20 protein-coding genes and 1 pseudogene are annotated in these 17,368 nt (G+C 43.2%); 7 read left to right on the forward strand and 14 right to left on the reverse strand.

The features are described 5' to 3' along the window. Positions 1-30: 30 nt before the first annotated feature. The 3 genes from DET62_RS08975 to DET62_RS08985 form a co-directional block, all read right to left on the reverse strand. Entirely contained in the window at positions 31-462 is a 432-nt protein-coding gene (locus DET62_RS08975) for an acetyltransferase (RefSeq protein ID WP_034819122.1), read from the reverse strand. 90 nt (positions 463-552) lie between these two features. After that, the gene (locus DET62_RS08980) at positions 553-1,305 is read right to left on the reverse strand and encodes an endonuclease/exonuclease/phosphatase family protein (protein ID WP_110014208.1); all 753 of its coding nucleotides are present in this window, start codon (positions 1,303-1,305) and stop codon (positions 553-555) included. Between the two features lie 102 nt (positions 1,306-1,407). Continuing rightward, complete coding sequence (locus DET62_RS08985) at positions 1,408-2,058, reverse strand: hypothetical protein (RefSeq protein ID WP_051018717.1); 651 nt, start codon at positions 2,056-2,058, stop codon at positions 1,408-1,410. Positions 2,059-2,290: 232 nt separating this feature from the next. Here DET62_RS08985 and DET62_RS08990 point away from each other — a divergent pair, with 232 nt between their 5' ends. Beyond that, positions 2,291-3,283, forward strand: a complete 993-nt coding sequence (locus DET62_RS08990) for a helix-turn-helix domain-containing protein (protein WP_034818881.1) — start codon at positions 2,291-2,293, stop codon at positions 3,281-3,283. An 80-nt stretch (positions 3,284-3,363) separates the two neighbouring features. On the opposite strand, the gene DET62_RS08995 is transcribed toward DET62_RS08990, so the two are convergent. The 8 genes from DET62_RS08995 to DET62_RS09030 form a co-directional block, all read right to left on the reverse strand. Beyond that, positions 3,364-4,164 carry a class III extradiol ring-cleavage dioxygenase gene (locus DET62_RS08995; RefSeq protein WP_086994183.1) on the reverse strand — a complete coding sequence of 267 codons (801 nt, stop codon included), beginning with the start codon at positions 4,162-4,164 and terminating at the stop codon, positions 3,364-3,366. Positions 4,165-4,258: 94 nt separating this feature from the next. Next, positions 4,259-4,726 (reverse strand): DUF4234 domain-containing protein, encoded by a 468-nt coding sequence (locus DET62_RS09000; RefSeq protein ID WP_110014209.1) that lies wholly within the window; start codon positions 4,724-4,726, stop codon positions 4,259-4,261. A 142-nt stretch (positions 4,727-4,868) separates the two neighbouring features. Beyond that, positions 4,869-5,213 (reverse strand): hypothetical protein, encoded by a 345-nt coding sequence (locus DET62_RS09005; RefSeq protein WP_110014210.1) that lies wholly within the window; start codon positions 5,211-5,213, stop codon positions 4,869-4,871. A gap of 123 nt (positions 5,214-5,336) precedes the next feature. Then, positions 5,337-5,936 carry a hypothetical protein gene (locus tag DET62_RS09010; protein WP_110014211.1) on the reverse strand — a complete coding sequence of 200 codons (600 nt, stop codon included), beginning with the start codon at positions 5,934-5,936 and terminating at the stop codon, positions 5,337-5,339. 87 nt (positions 5,937-6,023) lie between these two features. Then, positions 6,024-6,443, reverse strand: a complete 420-nt coding sequence (locus DET62_RS09015) for a hypothetical protein (RefSeq protein WP_110014212.1) — start codon at positions 6,441-6,443, stop codon at positions 6,024-6,026. A 96-nt stretch (positions 6,444-6,539) separates the two neighbouring features. Beyond that, a complete protein-coding gene (locus DET62_RS09020; protein ID WP_110014213.1) occupies positions 6,540-6,950 on the reverse strand; it encodes a hypothetical protein in 411 nt (136 codons plus the stop codon). Positions 6,951-7,003: 53 nt separating this feature from the next. After that, complete coding sequence (locus DET62_RS09025) at positions 7,004-7,489, reverse strand: GNAT family N-acetyltransferase (protein WP_110014214.1); 486 nt, start codon at positions 7,487-7,489, stop codon at positions 7,004-7,006. Next, positions 7,486-7,776 carry a hypothetical protein gene (locus tag DET62_RS09030; RefSeq protein ID WP_110014215.1) on the reverse strand — a complete coding sequence of 97 codons (291 nt, stop codon included), beginning with the start codon at positions 7,774-7,776 and terminating at the stop codon, positions 7,486-7,488. The genes DET62_RS09025 and DET62_RS09030 overlap by 4 nt, the downstream gene beginning before the upstream one ends. A gap of 472 nt (positions 7,777-8,248) precedes the next feature. Here DET62_RS09030 and DET62_RS09035 point away from each other — a divergent pair, with 472 nt between their 5' ends. Together DET62_RS09035 and DET62_RS09040 are read left to right on the forward strand one after the other, a co-directional pair. Beyond that, positions 8,249-9,235, forward strand: a complete 987-nt coding sequence (locus DET62_RS09035; protein ID WP_110014216.1) for an integron integrase — start codon at positions 8,249-8,251, stop codon at positions 9,233-9,235. Between the two features lie 51 nt (positions 9,236-9,286). Beyond that, a pseudogene (locus DET62_RS09040) lies at positions 9,287-9,427 on the forward strand (transcription elongation factor GreB); the annotation flags it as partial. Between the two features lie 970 nt (positions 9,428-10,397). Here the strand turns inward: DET62_RS09040 and DET62_RS09045 are convergent. From DET62_RS09045 to DET62_RS09055, 3 genes are all read right to left on the reverse strand, one after another. Then, complete coding sequence (locus tag DET62_RS09045; RefSeq protein ID WP_110014218.1) at positions 10,398-11,027, reverse strand: hypothetical protein; 630 nt, start codon at positions 11,025-11,027, stop codon at positions 10,398-10,400. A 50-nt stretch (positions 11,028-11,077) separates the two neighbouring features. Then, positions 11,078-11,839 (reverse strand): restriction endonuclease, encoded by a 762-nt coding sequence (locus DET62_RS09050; protein WP_110014219.1) that lies wholly within the window; start codon positions 11,837-11,839, stop codon positions 11,078-11,080. Between the two features lie 133 nt (positions 11,840-11,972). Next, complete coding sequence (locus DET62_RS09055; RefSeq protein ID WP_110014220.1) at positions 11,973-12,587, reverse strand: DUF6037 family protein; 615 nt, start codon at positions 12,585-12,587, stop codon at positions 11,973-11,975. A gap of 539 nt (positions 12,588-13,126) precedes the next feature. Between DET62_RS09055 and DET62_RS09060 the strand changes: the two genes are divergently transcribed. The 4 genes from DET62_RS09060 (at position 13,127) to DET62_RS09075 (ending at position 17,254) form a co-directional block, all read left to right on the forward strand. After that, positions 13,127-14,212, forward strand: coding sequence for a histidine kinase (locus tag DET62_RS09060; protein WP_110014221.1), 1,086 nt, complete (start codon positions 13,127-13,129; stop codon positions 14,210-14,212). Beyond that, positions 14,209-14,943, forward strand: a complete 735-nt coding sequence (locus DET62_RS09065; protein WP_110014222.1) for a LytTR family DNA-binding domain-containing protein — start codon at positions 14,209-14,211, stop codon at positions 14,941-14,943. Before DET62_RS09060 ends, DET62_RS09065 begins: the two co-directional genes overlap by 4 nt. Positions 14,944-15,098: 155 nt before the next feature. Continuing rightward, on the forward strand, positions 15,099-16,268 hold the full coding sequence (locus DET62_RS09070) for an acyltransferase family protein (protein ID WP_110014223.1): 1,170 nt from the start codon (positions 15,099-15,101) through the stop codon (positions 16,266-16,268). A gap of 422 nt (positions 16,269-16,690) precedes the next feature. Beyond that, complete coding sequence (locus DET62_RS09075; protein ID WP_110014224.1) at positions 16,691-17,254, forward strand: flavodoxin family protein; 564 nt, start codon at positions 16,691-16,693, stop codon at positions 17,252-17,254. The last annotated feature ends 114 nt before the right edge of the window (positions 17,255-17,368 follow it).

Raw genomic sequence — 17,368 nt, forward strand, 5'->3', positions numbered from 1 at the left:
TAGCCGCGCGTGCCAGGCCTTGTTAAATTTTTATAGCGCCATATGCAACAGCGGATATGGCTTACCCTGGCCATCGACTGGTGACCGATCTCTCACTTTAAAGCCAATATGCTGATAAAAACCCACCGCCTGTTCATTCTGCTCGTTTACATCGACCTTAGATGCTCCCAGCTCTTCGATAGCATGGGCCGCCAACATGGCACCAATGCCTTTCCCTCGTGCATCAGGTGAGATGAACAACATCTCAATATTACCGTCATGTACTCCACTGAATCCCTGAATTTCACCGTTACCGCTTTTAGCGCACCTTAAATCAACTGCGCCAAAATACTGCTCCAGAATTAACGGCTTTAACTCCTGTAGATCATCTTCAGCCAGAAAATCATGCGTTGCCCTGACCGACGCTTCCCAGATTTCTATCAGCTTAAGGTAATCTGCTTTTTCTACGATCTCAATATTCATCACTAAACCCGATTGAAAATTTAACGCCCGGCTCACGCGCCGGTTTGGAGCCGCGCAGCGGCGGAAAATCGGTCGCTGTGCAGCCGATTGTTAACTGTTGATGTCCAACGTCAACGGGACGTGGTCACTTATTGAAATCCACTCGTCGTGCTGACCAACCTGCAAATTACATTCTTCGGAAAAGTCTGACGAGGTAAAAACATAATCAATGTGATACGCCTTCTCGCGGTTCCGTTGCAAGAAAAATGTTGGACTGCTTTCACTACCCTGCTCTTCCTCGAATACTCGATGATACTGGCTCTTGAAACCCATATCTCCGAGCTCAGCAACTACGTCTGAGTGATTCCACCAGCTATCCGGCTTATCCCAACGCACATTGCTATTAAAATCGCCGAGAATGACTGTCTTTGACCCGCTAAGATCGTCACGGTGAATCTGAAGGTACTTCCAGAATTTCCCCATGTAGCCAAAGGCTTCTTCGTTACGCCCCTTCGTCCAGACAGCCAGCACAGTGAAATCTCTGTTGACAGTAAAAGGGAGAAAAAGCCTGAGATCTTCCGTGCTCCAATTCAGCGTTTCACTTTTGCTGAACAGCCCAGGGACGGAAAAGCTGCCCCTCCAATCTAATTTTTCAACTCGATGACCGTTTCGGGGAAAAATTCCGATGCCACGATTTTTGGACTCACCCACCCACAAGTAAGAACCGGCCCACTCTCTATATTCGGGGGTCGATAGCGCAGGGTCTTCACACTCCTGAACCACCAAAACATCAGCTCGCAAGCTATCTGCTTCTGCAAGCTTTCGTCTGAGTGCTCCATTACAGTTCCAGGTTACAACTTTCATAGATAGAGACAGTTAACACCATAATGTGGGGTGCGCGTTTAGCGCACCCCACACAATTAACTTGTTAGGCATATTGTAACTTAGCAAATTAGGGGTTAAAAATTATTTTTCTGCTTCTGCGATAACTTCAAAGTTGTGAATATTGGGTAGAACACCGTTTTCCCAGCCTCCCACAACAAGGTCGTCAGCTTGAGCGTTGAGTGCGGCAGCAACTTTGCCGGCAAAATGAGCTTCTCTGCCACTTTCATCAGTAAAGGTATCAAAAATGCCAAACGTGTTATCGTTTAATTTAAGTGCTGTCCATAACAACGTCTTTGGCTCTGTTTGCTCGATAACAGAAGCTGCCCCTGTTAATAACTCCTCTAGTGCTTGCTCTTTGCCTGCTTGTGCGTTAAGCACAATATAAGTCGCTTGAGTTGCGCTTAGCGAATTTTCACTCGGTTCTTTGTATGATAAGACAGCAGAATCAGTGATATTAGCGACAACGCCTTTATCCCAGCCTTGGGCAACTAAGATGTCTGCATTCTCATTTAATGCAGCAGCCACTTGCCCAACGAAATGCTCTTCTCTACCGGCTGCATTTGGGAAAAAATCAAAAATACCAAAACTACCGTCTGTTTTTTTAAGTGCATACCAATATAAGGTATTAGGCTCAGTTTGAGTGACGAGCTTTGCGCCTTCAGTCAGAAAATTAGCTAGGTTTTTGTCCTGCTCAGATTTAGCTGTAAATGGAATATAAGTTGCTTCTTTCATGGTTGGCTCCTGGTGTAGTGTGTTTTGAGCATGTGATAGTGATGCATTGGTTAAAATAAAAAGCGATGTTGCTAAATAAACTGTCGCGCTACGCATTAGGTTCGGTACTTTCATCTTTTTGTCCTCATGTTTGAATTGAAGCACAATTCTATGCCTTAAAATCACTTGACCCGCATAGGCAAAAAAGACACTATACGTGCAATATTTGCCAAGCACAGATAAACCTTAATTTATGACGACAATTGTGATTCTAGCTATTGAAGGCGTACTACCATCAGCCCTAATGGGCATAAATGATATGATGGCATTAAGCGGTTTGAACTTTTTTCAAAAATCTGAAGATAGCGATTCTGGCAATGTAGACTGGAATCCAACCGTCAAATTGGCGAGCCATGATGGAAAGCCTATCACAGATGGACACGGACGAGCTTTTGAGGCTGACTCTGATCTTGGTTCCATTGATCACTGCGATGCTATTTTAGTACCTGGCTTCATCCCCAATGGAGAAGGCTGCCCACCACAAATTATGACCAACTCGAAGACGCAATCTTGGTTGCGCGCGCGCTACCAACAAGGCGCACTGGTATGCGGTTCATGCAGTGGCGTATTTGCGCTCGGTGAAGCAGGGGTTCTGAATGGTAAGCGATGCACCACCACATGGTGGTTACATGATGAATTAAAACAACGATTCCCTAGAGCAAGTGCAGAGTGGGCCAGCGAATTAATTGATGATAGAGGGATTATTACTGCGGGTGGCCCACTGTCTTGGGTAACGATTACACTCCATATAGTCAAAAAGCTAGCGGGTGCCGAAACCGCAAAAGTAGTCGCTGATTTTTCAGTGGTTGATGCAATACCTAAGTCTCAAAATTTGTATGTACCAGAAGGTTATCAAACTTCAAAAAACTCATTTTTAGCAAAAGCAGAATACGCCATTCGTAAGGCGCACTATCAAACGATGAATGCTAAAGACTTATCCAAAATCATGGCCGTTTCTGAGCGCACATTAAACCGGAGGCTAAAAGAGCTAACAGGTGAAACACCCAAAGCCTTTATTGATGGAGTTCGAATAAGCCATGCATGTACATTATTGGTCACTACCAACAAATCGGTAAAAGAGATCGCTTTCTCTCTAGGTTATTCAGACGATAGTGTATTTCGTCGCCTCTTCAAACAAAAAATGAAAATGACCCCTTCGAATTATCAGCAGCTAAGGAAGCAATAATTAAAACTAAGCTTTCTGCCTAACGCCCGGGTAATAGGCGAGAGCTTGCGAGCGTCCTAATTGACGCGTTTGTTAGCATTTTATGACCAGATGTACATGCTCGATTTTTTATTTAGAATCTTTAGCTCAAACGACTTAGTGCAAACACTATTAGCTATTCCATAGCAAACGTGCAACGGCAATAAATGCTCTTCTCTTGGGTGACAGTAACGAGCACCGGGGGCTTTTTCCCATTGGATAAATCTTTGTTCTCTTTCTTCTTCAGTAATACTACTGTTAGTGCAAGTCTCTAGCAGCCACGCTTCAAAAGATTCATTTAAAGTTTTTGATTCACTGGTTTCAGATGAAAAAAATGCTTTCATATTATGAAAGGAGAAACCAGAACCAATTATAAGTAAATTTTCATACTCCAAGTCTTGGATTGCTCGCCCTATCCCGACATGAGCTGCTGGACTGAGATTATCGACAAGAGAGAGCTGAATGCACGGAATATCTGCCTCCGGGTACATGATTTTCAGAGGAATAAATAGACCGTGGTCAAAACCGCGCTGCTCATCAAGTTTTGCGGAAATACCTGAATGCTCCAGCCGCTTATAGGTCTGCTCCGCCAGTGATGGCTCTCCCTGACAAGGATAGGTAATACTATAAGACTTTTCTGGAAATCCATAGTAATCGTAAATAAGGGAAGGGTTGGCGCCCGAAGTAATGGTTGGGATTTTTTCTTCCCAGTGCGCACTTACCACTAAAATGGCTGATGGCTTACGCAAAATAGATGAGATTTTTTGCAAGCAATCAATCATTTCTTTATGCCCAACATCACCTAGAAGTGGCATCGGCCCGCCGCCATGAGACAAAAATAATATTTGAGGTTTAGTGTTCATCACGATCCTCTTAATAGGAGAATGCTAACGCCCACAGCAGAGGCTCAAAAACCAAAGCGAAGCGGCGGTTTTTGAGTCCTGCTGACTGTGCTTGTTAGCTTTCGGTTGTAGCTGGTTGGCCAGATAAAATGTCTTGCTTACGCTTTGCTTCAGGCAAGTCGTTTACACAGTAATTAATATAATAAATGGTAAATATAAACGTATAAAAAGCATTCATGCGCAGGTCGATTTTATGCTCATTTAGAGCATATTCTTGCAGGGCAGCCTTGGCTTTAAATGACCAAACAATGTACAGAACCCATGACGCGATCGTTAAAAGTCCAGCTATAATATCGAGCGCTTCTTCGCCAGTGCCAGTAAGAGCACCACCAAGACCAACGCAAACTGCTAACCATATAATAAATACATTATCGGAGATTTTCTTTTTAGTTATTGACTCCAGTATTGAGCAATTTTTATACATCCAAAGAATCGGGTAGATTCCTCCGGTTGCAATAGTAAGCAAGACCAAATTCACCGTTTTTGTGTTAATTGAGTCTTTTAGTTCGGTTATTGTCGACATAACGTCTCCTTGTTTCATTGTGGTTGGTTTGTAAAGCTAACGCTGAGCACAGCGGCGACCTTGGAATGGCGACGAAGGAGCCATGGAAAGGGCGTCCGGCGGCCATCGGCCGCGTACTGCTGCGATTTGTTATAACGCTTGGCTAAAACCAAGCATCATCTTTGTGAACGTAAACCCCGTCCGCAAGGTAAACATAGTCATCTGGATTAGTCAGACTGTCACCGCCATCCTTTACGTCAATTAGACGCAGGTGCTTTTCAATTTCCTCGGTTGACACTCTTTGCCAACGAGTATCATAGCCCTCTGAATTCAATGCCCTATATCCAGTTCTTTTGCCCTGCTGTGCATGGAGCACAATGACAATGTCTCCAGCATTCGGATTAGGGCACTCCTGGTACATTCTCTCTCGCCAAGCCTGCAAATCGCCGGAGGTAGCACCGCTTGGGTCTGGAACCCAACTCCCGTCATCTCTCACAATTTTTGCCATTCTGTACCTCTAAGATGATGATATTGGCGTAGTAGCTTGCGTTATAACGCCCGCAATAAGCGGCGCGAGGAACGAGCGTCCGGCGACCGCAGGGAGCGTACTTAATTGCTTGGTTATGTTTCGTCATTCGCGGAGCCGCTTCTTGTAAACTGACTCAATATCACTGACAGCATTTTTGATCTGCTGAGTAAAGTCATCTTCATCATTAATGAAATAGACAATTTTATCATTCGCGGCTACTCGCTCGGGGCTTCGATCTACTTGGGCACCAGGCCCTGCATAAGCGCCCTTTAACCAGAAATGGAGCCAAATTTCGGAATGGAGCTTACCGATAAGCTTTTGAAGTGCATCGAAGTGATCTTGCTCTCCCCATATGGCTCGTGCTTCGAGAGCCAAGGTTCTCAATTCCGCTCGCTTTTCATTCAGCCTTTGCAACCGTTCAGAGTATATTCGTTGCTCTTCCTCCAGGGCTCTGCCTGCCTCAACTTCCTCTTTTCGCAGATGAAGCATTGGGCTCCTTACCGCCTGAATCGCGTCCTCAATCTTGTAAGTTGTTGTAAGTATATTTTTAGCAACTTCGAACTTGGAGGTTCCATGCAGCTGACGACGCCATGTATTCAACCCAAGGATACCGATTGCCAGCGCCCCGAAAGTTCCAATGATCGCCACTAAATCTTTAGTGAGGCTGATGTCTGCTGATGTAAGGTTGAGGCAGATACTCAAATTTCTCTCCTAGAAACATAACGCTGAGCGCAGCGGTGGCCTTTACGTAGCGAAGCGGCGTAAAGGACATCCGACTGACGCGCCTGGTTATGTGTTTTTAAACTGCAAAGTCTGATGATCAATTTCTGGCGCCTTTGTTGGTCCAGCACTACGGATCTCTTCTGGGATATAGCTTTCAAGTTTTTCGCGATCAACTTGCGTGAACTTTTCCAAAAAATACGCCATTTGGCAAAGATAATCTTTAACAATCTTTCTATAGTTCTCCGTAACTGGTTGCCCTACGTTTCTATCAAGCTCAGTTATAGTACGGTTAATAAATACGGGAATGACTTCGTAGTTATGACTGAAGAATAAGGCAGCTATTTGGCTAACATATGAAACCATGGGATAGTTCCTATGATTCCTCCGGTAGCACTGCTCAGGAACTAAATTTTCTTGGTTCAGCAAGACATGAAATTTCTTAAGTTCGTGCCGAGCTTCTTTTGCGCCTTCTAGTGGTGATGTCATTTCCTATCCCGACACATAACGCCGCCATAAACGGCGCGAGGAACGAGCGTCCGGCGACCGAAGGAAGCGCATTTAATGGCTTGGTTATGTGCTCTACTATGCGGGCGTTCCTCTATTCCAATAGGTTAGTATGAATTTTAAATAAGTACTGTTCTCAAAAAACTCAAAGGCATTGTATGTCATCACAATAAAGCCAATAACTGTAAAAAAGGCCATACAAAAAAAGTGAATTTTTATAATTCCAGAAAGCATCATGGCCAATATTGTCTGACTCGACTGATTTTTCATCAATACATTTTTTAAATATTTTAACCTAATAAAATCTATGAGTTGCGCTGATATAACGATAGCAAGTATATACACCCCATATAGACCAATAGTTCCCGTAAAAATACCACCTAACAAAACAATCATAGAGCCATGAAAGGCAAAAGAGTAGAAGCTACTCCGCTCTGGAAGGCTCTCCCAGAGACTAAACTTTTCTTTAAAGCTATCTTTTTTATCCACGAGCGTATCTCTAATTAAAAATGTACTTCAAGTCATTGTTATTATTGGCTCTCTCACTGAAACTTCAAAAACAAGCCAAGGTAGTTACCATGAATAACACTCTTCCACGGCTTGCCATAATGTCGAAAGCCTAGTGTTTCTAAGATCTTCACCATTCCAGGGTTAGCAGAAACTTCTGTTGAAGCCATAAGGTTTTTTTTCCCGTACGCATCAACCAACAGCTTCGCAATATTCCTAGCGATACCTTTACGGGCATGAGCAGGGTTAGTATGCAAGTAACCCAGTTCCGCATTAAAATCATCAGCCAGCTTCGAGAGATCAGCTTTTTGCTCAGAAAAATCCGATTTCGTTTTGGGCTTAATCGCGCCTATGCCAACAACTTCACCATTAATTCTTGCGATGCAAAGGAATTTGCATCTATCAGCTTTTTCGCTCAAGTTGCCTTGAACCTTCCCTTGCCGATAAAGAGCTTCGGCGACAACTTTTCGAACAGAATCGTTAATCTCATTGTTTACAATAACCTGAAACTCAATTTTCATAACGATAATGCTCTCCAGATGTCTAACACATAACGCGAAGCTAAGCGGCGCCCTGACAAGGGCGTCCGGTGGACGGCCGTCAGGCCGGGAACAAACTTAAGCGACTGGTTAGCTGGGGGTAACTCTGAAGACCATTCCCTGGCAACCAACATCACGGCCTGCTCCATTGCCCTTGCACCGACACCTGCCAATGCAACGTAATTAAAACCACCGCCTTTGATGCGGTGAATGAACCTGAACTTCAGAGTAGCAGATCGAGATTCAGTTTTCGGCGGATTGCCCCGCACGGTGAACACCGAGCTTGATACTTACCCAATATTCCGATTGAGCTGCCAGCAAGATCGCGAGTTTTAACGGCCTTGGCGGAACCCCGAAAATCTCAGTTCTGCTGCCAGTTTTCGGCCAAGGCCCGATGGCACCGAAACACCCCAAAAAGACCCGAGGCACTACCAGCTAACATTTGTATATTGTGCGTGCGCACTTTGCGCGTTCATTAAATTGCTCCCTTTTTCTTTGCAACCCTTTAATAACTCGTTTTATTTTTCAAAAAAACCACCAAAAACAGACAAACTAATTCGAGCATGCTCATTTTTGATCTCACGAGTGCACAATATCCAACTTTACTTTTTTATTATGTAACTGACATTAAACGAGTTAAATACGCAATACAACAACAAACTATGCAATATTGCTGACAAAAGTGAGCCGCAAGTTAGGCTAAAGTTAATGGCTAATTTCAAAACTCAAGGATGAGAGTTTATGCCTAGCCCATTTATTGAACAAATACGCGCTGATATGCGTTTACGTGGTTACAGTTTAAGAACAGAGAAGTCCTACTTAGGCTGGATTCGTCAGTACATTTATTTTCATAAAAAACAGCACCCTAAAAAACTGGGCAGTAATGAAGTTCGAGAGTTTCTAAGTTGGCTAGCTAACGAACGCCATGTCGCCATAAATACTCAGAAAACGGCGCTTAATGCTTTGGTCTATCTCTATCATAAAGCTCTTGGCAAAAAACTCGGCGATTTAAACTTCAGTTTAGCAACCAAACAGCGACAGTTACCTGTTGTTTTATCGCCCAGCGAAGTCATCGATATTTTGAGCCAATTAACCGGACGTAATCGCTTAGTTATCGAGTTGCTTTACGGTAGCGGTCTTAGAATAAGTGAGGCACTAGGCTTACGAGTTCAGGATGTAAACCTAGAAAATCTTTCTCTTACTATTCGTGATGGAAAAGGTAAAAAAGACCGGCAAACGTTGTTGAGCGAACGCTTAGTTCCTCAGATTAAGGAGGCGATAAGTACAGCATTAAAGGTACAAGCTGATGATAACAAAAAAGGTGTCGGCCCATCCTTACCTAGTGCGCTTGATAGAAAATATCCCAACGCTTTTAAGCAACCCGGTTGGATGTTTGTCTTTCCATCAACTTCCTTGTGCGCACACCCTTACACCGGCGTTCTTTGTCGACATCATCTTCACAGTAGCGTCATTAGAAAGGCCCTTAAACCAGCAGTCGTTCAAGCAAAGGTTTATAAAAAGGTAAATTGTCATACCTTTCGTCACTCCTTCGCCACGCACTTGCTACAAGGCGGTTGCGATATTCGTACGGTTCAGGAGCTGCTGGGCCATAACGATGTTAAAACCACTCAAATATATACGCATGTTATTGGTCAACATTACGCTGGTACGTCTAGCCCGCTAGACAATCTAACATTCCCCTCGCTGCCATTTCCTTCGGAGCAATAACCCAGTAAAATCATGAGTTATCTTTAAACGCAGGCAGTAACGAATAAGCGTATGAAAACCAATTTAATTACCCGTGGCGGTTATGAAAAGTTGCAACAGGAGCTTGAACACCTTTGGCGGGTGGAGCGCCGCGAAACAGTGGAGAAGGTGTCGTGGGCGGCGAGCTTAGGCGATAGATCTGAGAACGCGGATTGATCGAAAGCACCCTCTAAAAACTACTATTTATATTTTTACCTATATATATCAATACTTTGATTTTAGTAGTGCTACTTTTAAAGACTACTAAATTTGATTTCGGTAACTATCCATGTGAATACTAATGCTTTTCCGCAGAAAAAGCCTCGGTTTAAAGAGCTGGCCATTGAGGGAAAGCAGCTACGAGCAATAGAATTAATTAGATAACCCTAGACTCTTCAAATAAGCAATCCAATTAACCACTGCTTATCTCCTAATTCCAAAGAGAAAGCTTTTGAAGAGCTTTGGGACAATAGCTCATCAAAGTTGTATTCGGAGACTGGTTCCGTCCATTATTCAGATGGGCCCTTTCGGGTGATACGTCGCCACTAGAATGACTCTTATACCGGTCAAATATTCCTCAACAGCTCTGATGTGGATATAGATCATATCGTAGCGTTAAAGCTCGAATGGAACAGTGATGCTTCAACATAGAATTATGGAAAACGAGAGTACTTTGCGAACGAACCAACGAGTTTACTCGCTGTCGATGATGGAACTAATCAGTCAAAAGGAGCCAAACCAGTACATAGTTGGCTACCGCCTCATAAAGAACTCCATTGCGCTTATAAGATATTAGTTATCTTCGCAATATAAACGTGACGTTCGGGAGCTCAAGCCTCAACTATGCAACTAATAGCAGATACGCTATCAACAAACCCAAACAATTTTGGGATCACATAATGGCCAGAAAAAGAAAAAGCCCATCATGTTAGATAGGCTTTCTTTGTCTTCGGAGGGCTGCGAATGCAGTGATACCCGAAGCTCACCAAATAAATACTAGAAATATTGACTACCAAAGTCAATTGAATTGGTCTAAAACCTACCTGACAGTCGGCTCAGTGCCAAGAGCGGACATTAACGCCCAACTGAGCCGGCAATTTTTGCGCAGCGAAAATTGATCCGCTGCAGTTGATTGTTAGGAGCCTTACCAACAGTCGCGCTGCATGTCATTTTTGTAGCCCTGATATTCTGAAATGGCTGCTGCCGAACCTTCCAGGATGATTGCCATTGCTCCCACCACCTCCTTCAAGTTCCTCAGGTTAACTCTCGGGGAGTCCATTTGAAGAGAGTTATTTCCGTTAAAATCCTTTGGGTATCTAAAAGTCGTCGAACGTGGATCGACTTGCTCAAACTGATTAATCAAGCTGTCAAATGCCGCCAAGTCACTTTTACTACCGTCTGGCCATAGTTCAACTAAAATATCGCGCACCTTTGGCCACAGCTTAGATAGTTGATGTTCGGACTTTTGCTTATACTCTATATCAAGCAGGCGCCTGCCATCATGCAACAAGGACTTTAGCCTAAGCTCAATGTAATGCCGATACAGGAATACAATGGGAAAAATCAGCGAGTCGGCAGTGCCGCTACGATCAGCCACAGAGTTTACAAGAGAGTCTCCTGCCTCTTTGTATCCGACGATGTAAAGCTCTGTTGGATCGTGATACCAATCAAGACAAGCATTCATCCACCAGTCTTCCGCCTCAATAAAAAGCTGATCATCCCCCTTGAGCTCCCTCATTCTTCCGCCTAAGAGGTCATCGATGATGTCTGACATTTCTGCCTCCTAACGCCGCATTGCAGCGGCTCGTCCGCTGCAATACGGCGTTAGCTTGCACGGCCATACGAACCAATCCATTCCATAATTTGATCATAATCGGCTAGCGATATATCCCAACTACTAGCGGCCTCTTTTTCGACAAAGCTTACCGCGTCAGCCGTGAATGAAGATGTTGTTGCTACAATTGTCTTGTTCGGCCCGTCTTTAGTATTTTTTACACCATGCAGAGCCCGCACTACATCTACCCCAACTTTATTCGACTCGCCGTAATATTTACACTCAATGAAGTATTTAAGCCTTATCCCAAAGTGGTCTTTGCTAATGGCAATGATGTCTTTTCCACCGTCACGGGTTCGTTTAGTCAACTCTACTTCGTACCCTTTATTCCTAAAAAGCTCGGCAACTAACTCTTCAAATTGACGTGAATCTATATTGCGGATGAGGGCTGGGTTATTTTGAACTTCAAGGATTATCTCTTTAGTACTTGCTCTGGCACGTTCAAACTGTTGCACTTCATATAAGTCTGGCAAGTGCTCAAGGTAAGGCTTATCTCTCGTAGAGGCCCCCGTAACTTCAGGCTCAACATAATTTAGCGACTCAACCGGGTATTCATATGCCGTGAAATTGATGTTGATGTCGCTTCTGCAATTATTGCAGTCAATTCCGTAACTCAGTTCATAAATATTTTCCGGCCCCATTTGCCTTTCTTGTGAACCCACCCAATCGCACTCGAAAAAATCCATGTCGACAGTTTCAGTATGGCCGCAATTTAGGCATTCATACTCAATTTGTCCGGAGAACTTCCACATAACTTCCTCGTCAAGCTAACGCCGCAATAAGCGGACTAAAATGGTGGGTTATAATGTGTAGCGAAGCGAAACCTAACCCACTGTTTTAGTTCCGTTTAGTTGCCTTGTTATATTGCTCTTAAAGAAGTGTTATTTAAGTAGATTGCCTTCTACTAAATTTTGCTAGTATTTCTTCATCAGTTTCTTCTTGCTCGATCTCTACTGAATAGAGAAAACTAATTGATTGATCATCACAAAATAGTGAATAAAGGTTAGGCCTAAGCAATCTTGTCTTATTATCATTAAATGGCGATCTATTTCCACTTCTTCGGACGTCATAGCAGAACCGTCTATTGGGGTTCTCACTGTCACTTGTAGATAAATCGTTAACCATTGGATCTTTTAACCAATCCGGTTTATTTAAAGTAATTTGGGAGGGAATAAACCTAGCAAAGTTTTCAGTAAACTGAGTCAAAATCTCACCAAGATTTGGAGCATATTCTATACCAAAAAACTCTCTGAATTCTCTTATATCTTTGATAATAAATCCATTTACATTCACAGGAATGGTTATATTTATACTTACATCACACCTTCTCATTATTTTAGTTTTCATGAGAGCAAATTTAGGTTTTTTTTCATTATCCTGATATAACTTAGCTAAAACTATATAGTTAAAGTTATTGTATTGAAATGGAAAAGCATCAATAACCCAACCATTATCCTCCATATCTTTTTTAAGATGCAGGAAGTTATCAAAAACACTCATATTATTTTCCATTACAGATTAAAAATTACATAATCTAACATCAATACTAACGCGAACATTTAGCGATATAATATTTGTATATTGTGCATGCGCATTTAGAAACTCGTCCAATCGATAGTTTTCGGTTTTTAACTTACCGATCAAGCAGCCATTCCTGCCTTGAAAGGCTCCAGCTTAGCAAAGGCAAGTTGAGCTTGCTCAGTCACGCTCTGCCTAGCGGACAATTTTTAATTTTTACTTTTTGTTATGTCATTGATAGTAAACGACTTAAATACACAACACAATAACAACACTAGCAGTATTTCAGAAATAAACATGCCGTGCCTGATTCACGTCATCCTTCGTTATTAATGATAGGAAAGCGAGTCATTAGTTGAATTAAGCAAAGCTCCCGATGGTCCGCTCTTCGCTCAAAGCGGAAATTAGTAATGCACTTTATGCTACTAGTCCCTCAATTTTGCGTCTGGTCACAATTAAGTTGATCAATAAGGCTGTTCTCTTAATATGGCTTAAGTCTGATAAAGTTGAGAGTCCATTTTATGCCTAGTTCGTGGAAAAGTGCCTTACGTTATGGGCTAATATGGACCCTTCTGGGCGTTTACCTGAGCATAGCGAGAACAACGGAACAAACAGATAACGATATACCCTGGTGGGTTATCTGGTATACGGAAATGACCGCGGCTTATCTGCTCGGGCTGATTTTTCCGTTAGTAAAAAAATACTACGAGTTGCCCTATTTTAGTCATTGGTCGACGCTTGGCCAGTGGCTGCGACATATTGCTATCTTACCTGTTGTTATTTTGCTGATATGTGTGTTGATGGATATTGTTCGTTATCCATTCTATGCCAATCTGCCCGCAGCCTATGGCATGGATCACTATCTGTGGCTCAACGAGCATTTCTCAAAGCGAATCTTGTTGGAGTGGCCGCGTATCGGTGTGATTTATCTATCTATGGTACTCGCCATTTTTTATCGGAAGGAGGAACTAAAGCGAGGGAAAGAGAAACAGCGAAGCATGCAAGTGCAAAGCGAGTTAAGCAGCGTAAAACTGTTGCAGCTTAAGTCTCAGTTGCGTCCGCACTTTCTGTTCAATACATTGAATATGATTTCGGAAAAAATAGTGACAGATCCTCTGTTGGCAGAAGGGCTTCTACAACAGCTGTCTGACTTGCTTCGTTACTATCTGGCTCAGTCAGAAACCTCCCTGGTGAAGTTGTCACAGGAAATGACTATTTTGCATAGTTATTTGGCTATCCTACAAAAGCGGTTTCCCTCTCAAATCCATTATGAGGAAAGCATAGCGGATGAGTTACTGCATCAGAATGTACCTTCGATGTTGTTGCAACCGGTTCTGGAGAATGCGGTGATGCATACGGTTCACCGCAGCCGTGGTGAAGTATCAATCGCGTTGAAAATAGTAATGTATGAAGGAAATATTCATATTGAGATGACCAATACCCTGCCGACTGCTGAACCGGCATCAGAATCTTTAGGTATTGGCCTGAAAAGTGTCCAAAAACAACTGGAATTGTTGTACGGCGACGAGGGCGAGTTGACGCTCGACGTCGGTCATAATCGAGCACGGTTGGAGATCGTGTTTCCCGCCACAAGGGCAGAGGCATGACGATCCTTATTGCTGATGATGAAGCTCCTTCACGGGAAAAGCTTAAGCGCATGTTAAGTCAATTAGCGCCAGACCATGGCATTATTGAGGCAAGAGATGGGCTTGAAGCAATGGAGCTGATTGAGCAGCAGAAGCCTGACATTTTAGTGCTTGATATTCATATGCCGGAAATGACTGGACTTGAAGTGGCACTGGAGATTGGAGATAGGTTCCCCGTTATATTTGTTACCGCTTATGACGAGTATGCTATAAGAGCCTTTGAAGTGTTTGCCGTTGACTACTTACTTAAACCTTATTCTCTACAAAGGCTGGACGTTGCCATGCAGCGAGCCTACTCGCGCATTGATAAACCCGCTACAATACCGAGCAAAGAGCTTCTGGCCTTAGCAAAAAATCTGTCCCCCCAACACGCGCCACGCATATTGGTTCGGACTGGTGAGCGAATGTTGCCGTTATCCATCTCTAGCATTAACTGGATTGCCAGCATGGGCAACTATCTGGAGCTGCATACCGAAGACGGCAAGTTTATCGAACGCGATACAATGAATAATTTCCTTTCCCGTTTAGATTCTCGTTTCATTCGGGTTCATCGCAGCTTTTCAGTTAAGCTGGATGAGGTCCGTAAGGTTGAAGCGGTATTTAAGGGCGACTATCAACTGACGATGAGTGATGGAAACACGGTCAAATTGAGTCGCTATTATCGCGACGCCTTCTTTTCAAGATTTAGGTGAGGGTTGATCGCACCTTGCGATCTTTTATGCCCCCTTAACCTGCTTATCACATAGTTTTGCGACTGGTCACAAACTGGCGGTAGACCTAATTGCTGAATGCCATTATCAAAGCCTGTTAATAAATTGTCGTCTACGATGTAGGCAGGAGTCAGGTAATGAACGTCGAGCATCAACGGTACTACGAGCTGGACTGGTTAAGGGTATTGGCGTTTTTCTTATTAATACTGTTTCACGCCGGGATGGCGTTTAATAGTTGGGGCTGGCATATCAAAAATACGGAGCAAAGTGAGTGGTTAACTGATTTGATGTACTTTCCTCATCAATGGCGTATCCCTTTGCTTTATCTTATTTCTGGAGCGGGAATCTGGTTTAGCCTTAATAGTCGGGGAATAGTACGGTTTATTAAGGAGCGTGCTACACGGCTGCTATTACCACTTATATTTGGCATTTTGGTGGTCGTTCCTCCGCAAATATACGTGCAGCGGTTGACCGAGGGGATGACTCTATCTTACTGGCAATTTTACCCTCGTTTTTTTGATGGAATTTACCCGGAAGGTAATTTTTCATGGCATCACCTTTGGTTCGTTGTGTACCTGGTTGCCAGTATTATGGTTCTGTTGCCACTGTTTAGCTGGATACGGCAGAAAAATAGTCAAGGTCGGTTGAACTGGCTGTATCGTATTACCTGCCATCCTTACGGCATTCATTTACTCGCAGTGCCGATAGTTGCGGCCGATTGGTTTCTGGCGCCTATTTTCCCCCCAACTGACCAGTATCTGATTGGCGACTGGACCCGCTTCAGCGTGCTGACAATGATATTGCTTATTGGCTTCTTATTTTGCTCGAACCAGAAGTACTGGAGAGTTTTACTTGATTCCCGTCGCACCTTTTTGGTGACTGGTATTGGACTCTTCGTAATACGCTATTTGGTGTTATTTAATATGGTGACAGTACCCGACTCCGGCTTGATTCATCGCCTGTATGACTTTATTAACGTTGGCTCAAGCTGGATGATTATATTAGCCGCACTAGGTTATGGTCGACGCTATTTAACCTTTTCCAACCGTTTCCTCACTTACTGCAATGAAGCGGTTTATCCCTTCTATATTTTGCATCAGACCGTAACTCTCATAGCCGTGTACTTTTTAGTACCACTAACGTTGCACTGGTTTACCAAATTTGCTTTGGTCACAGTTAGCACCGTTGTGGTGACCTGGGGGATATATCACTACCTAATCAGACCTTATAATCCTACTCGCTTTGTATTTGGTCTGAAACTACAAAAGTCTGAGTCAAAACTTCCTAAGAAAGTTTGTGAAACTTAGTTGTTCTTATTGGTAGTTTTGATATTTCGCTACTGGCTCTAAGCTGAGAGTCTGTTGTGAGCGATGAACGAACCATCGGGCTTTTTGCTTAATTCAACTAGTGACTCGCTTTCCTGTCATTAATAACGAAGGATGACGTGAACCAGGCACGGCATGCTTATCTCTGAAATATTACGCGTGTTGTTATTGTGTAGTGTATTTAAGTCGTTTACTATCAATGACATAACAAAAAGTAAAAAATTAAATATTGTCCGCTAGGCAGAGTGTGACTGAGCATGCTCAACTTGCCTTTGCTAAGCTGGAGCCTTTCAAGGCATTAATGCTAGCTTTATCAGTAATTTAACAACCAAAATTATCGGGTGAACGAGCTCCTAAGTGCGCACGCGCAATATATAGATGTTATATTTTTTAAGGATAGTTAAGTGGTAAAAGTCGCCATTATTTTTTACTCAGCATCAGGCACGACAAAGAAGCTTGCTGAAGGAGTAGCTTCGGGCATTCGTTCTGTCTCTGAGGTTGATGTTGTTTTTGCTGAAATTGTCGGTACTGATATTGTTGATGGACGTTTTAAAAACTTAGCCCAGATAGAGCAACTTAAAAATGTCGATGCAATGGTTTTCGGTTCACCTACATTTATGGGTTGTGTATCGGCACAATTCAAAGCTTTTGCTGATGCAACGGGTGATCTTTGGGCTGAAAAAGCGTGGTCTAATAAAATTGCTAGTGGTTTTACCATTGGCTCAAATCTGAGTGGTGATCAGTTAAACACCATTCAATACATGCAAATTTTCGCAAGCCAACATGGCATGTTATGGGCAAGTTTAGATGTACCAGGTAACTGTGATGCTGAAGGGCGTAACAGGCTTGGCGCTCAATCTGGCTTAATTGCACACTCTACTGATGGCGAACTAAATGCAATCGATTTAGTAACGGCAAAGTATCTGGGGCAGCGTGTTGCCAATGTTGCCAAGAGATTTGTAGCATAAAAAATATAACAATCCGCGTCATTCAGGGCCTGCGGCCCTTGCGACGCTCACAAGTTCGCGCGCATGCGCGGGGCGTTACGCAAGTGCTTAAATTATCTCCGACGCGATTTTGAC

The sequence above is a fragment of the Idiomarina sp. H2 genome (assembly GCF_004364275.1).
GTDB classification, from domain to species: domain Bacteria; phylum Pseudomonadota; class Gammaproteobacteria; order Enterobacterales; family Alteromonadaceae; genus Idiomarina; species Idiomarina loihiensis.

Coding starts and splice junctions, on each gene's coding strand:
- DET62_RS08975 (WP_034819122.1), bottom strand. CDS start 462: ATGAATATTGAGATCGTAGAAAAAGCAGATTACCTTAAGCTGATAGAA.
- DET62_RS08980 (WP_110014208.1), bottom strand. CDS start 1,305: ATGAAAGTTGTAACCTGGAACTGTAATGGAGCACTCAGACGAAAGCTT.
- DET62_RS08985 (WP_051018717.1), bottom strand. CDS start 2,058: ATGAAAGAAGCAACTTATATTCCATTTACAGCTAAATCTGAGCAGGAC.
- DET62_RS08990 (WP_034818881.1), top strand. CDS start 2,291: ATGACGACAATTGTGATTCTAGCTATTGAAGGCGTACTACCATCAGCC.
- DET62_RS08995 (WP_086994183.1), bottom strand. CDS start 4,164: ATGAACACTAAACCTCAAATATTATTTTTGTCTCATGGCGGCGGGCCG.
- DET62_RS09000 (WP_110014209.1), bottom strand. CDS start 4,726: ATGTCGACAATAACCGAACTAAAAGACTCAATTAACACAAAAACGGTG.
- DET62_RS09005 (WP_110014210.1), bottom strand. CDS start 5,213: ATGGCAAAAATTGTGAGAGATGACGGGAGTTGGGTTCCAGACCCAAGC.
- DET62_RS09015 (WP_110014212.1), bottom strand. CDS start 6,443: ATGACATCACCACTAGAAGGCGCAAAAGAAGCTCGGCACGAACTTAAG.
- DET62_RS09025 (WP_110014214.1), bottom strand. CDS start 7,489: ATGAAAATTGAGTTTCAGGTTATTGTAAACAATGAGATTAACGATTCT.
- DET62_RS09035 (WP_110014216.1), top strand. CDS start 8,249: ATGCCTAGCCCATTTATTGAACAAATACGCGCTGATATGCGTTTACGT.
- DET62_RS09045 (WP_110014218.1), bottom strand. CDS start 11,027: ATGTCAGACATCATCGATGACCTCTTAGGCGGAAGAATGAGGGAGCTC.
- DET62_RS09050 (WP_110014219.1), bottom strand. CDS start 11,839: ATGTGGAAGTTCTCCGGACAAATTGAGTATGAATGCCTAAATTGCGGC.
- DET62_RS09055 (WP_110014220.1), bottom strand. CDS start 12,587: ATGAGTGTTTTTGATAACTTCCTGCATCTTAAAAAAGATATGGAGGAT.
- DET62_RS09060 (WP_110014221.1), top strand. CDS start 13,127: ATGCCTAGTTCGTGGAAAAGTGCCTTACGTTATGGGCTAATATGGACC.
- DET62_RS09065 (WP_110014222.1), top strand. CDS start 14,209: ATGACGATCCTTATTGCTGATGATGAAGCTCCTTCACGGGAAAAGCTT.
- DET62_RS09070 (WP_110014223.1), top strand. CDS start 15,099: ATGAACGTCGAGCATCAACGGTACTACGAGCTGGACTGGTTAAGGGTA.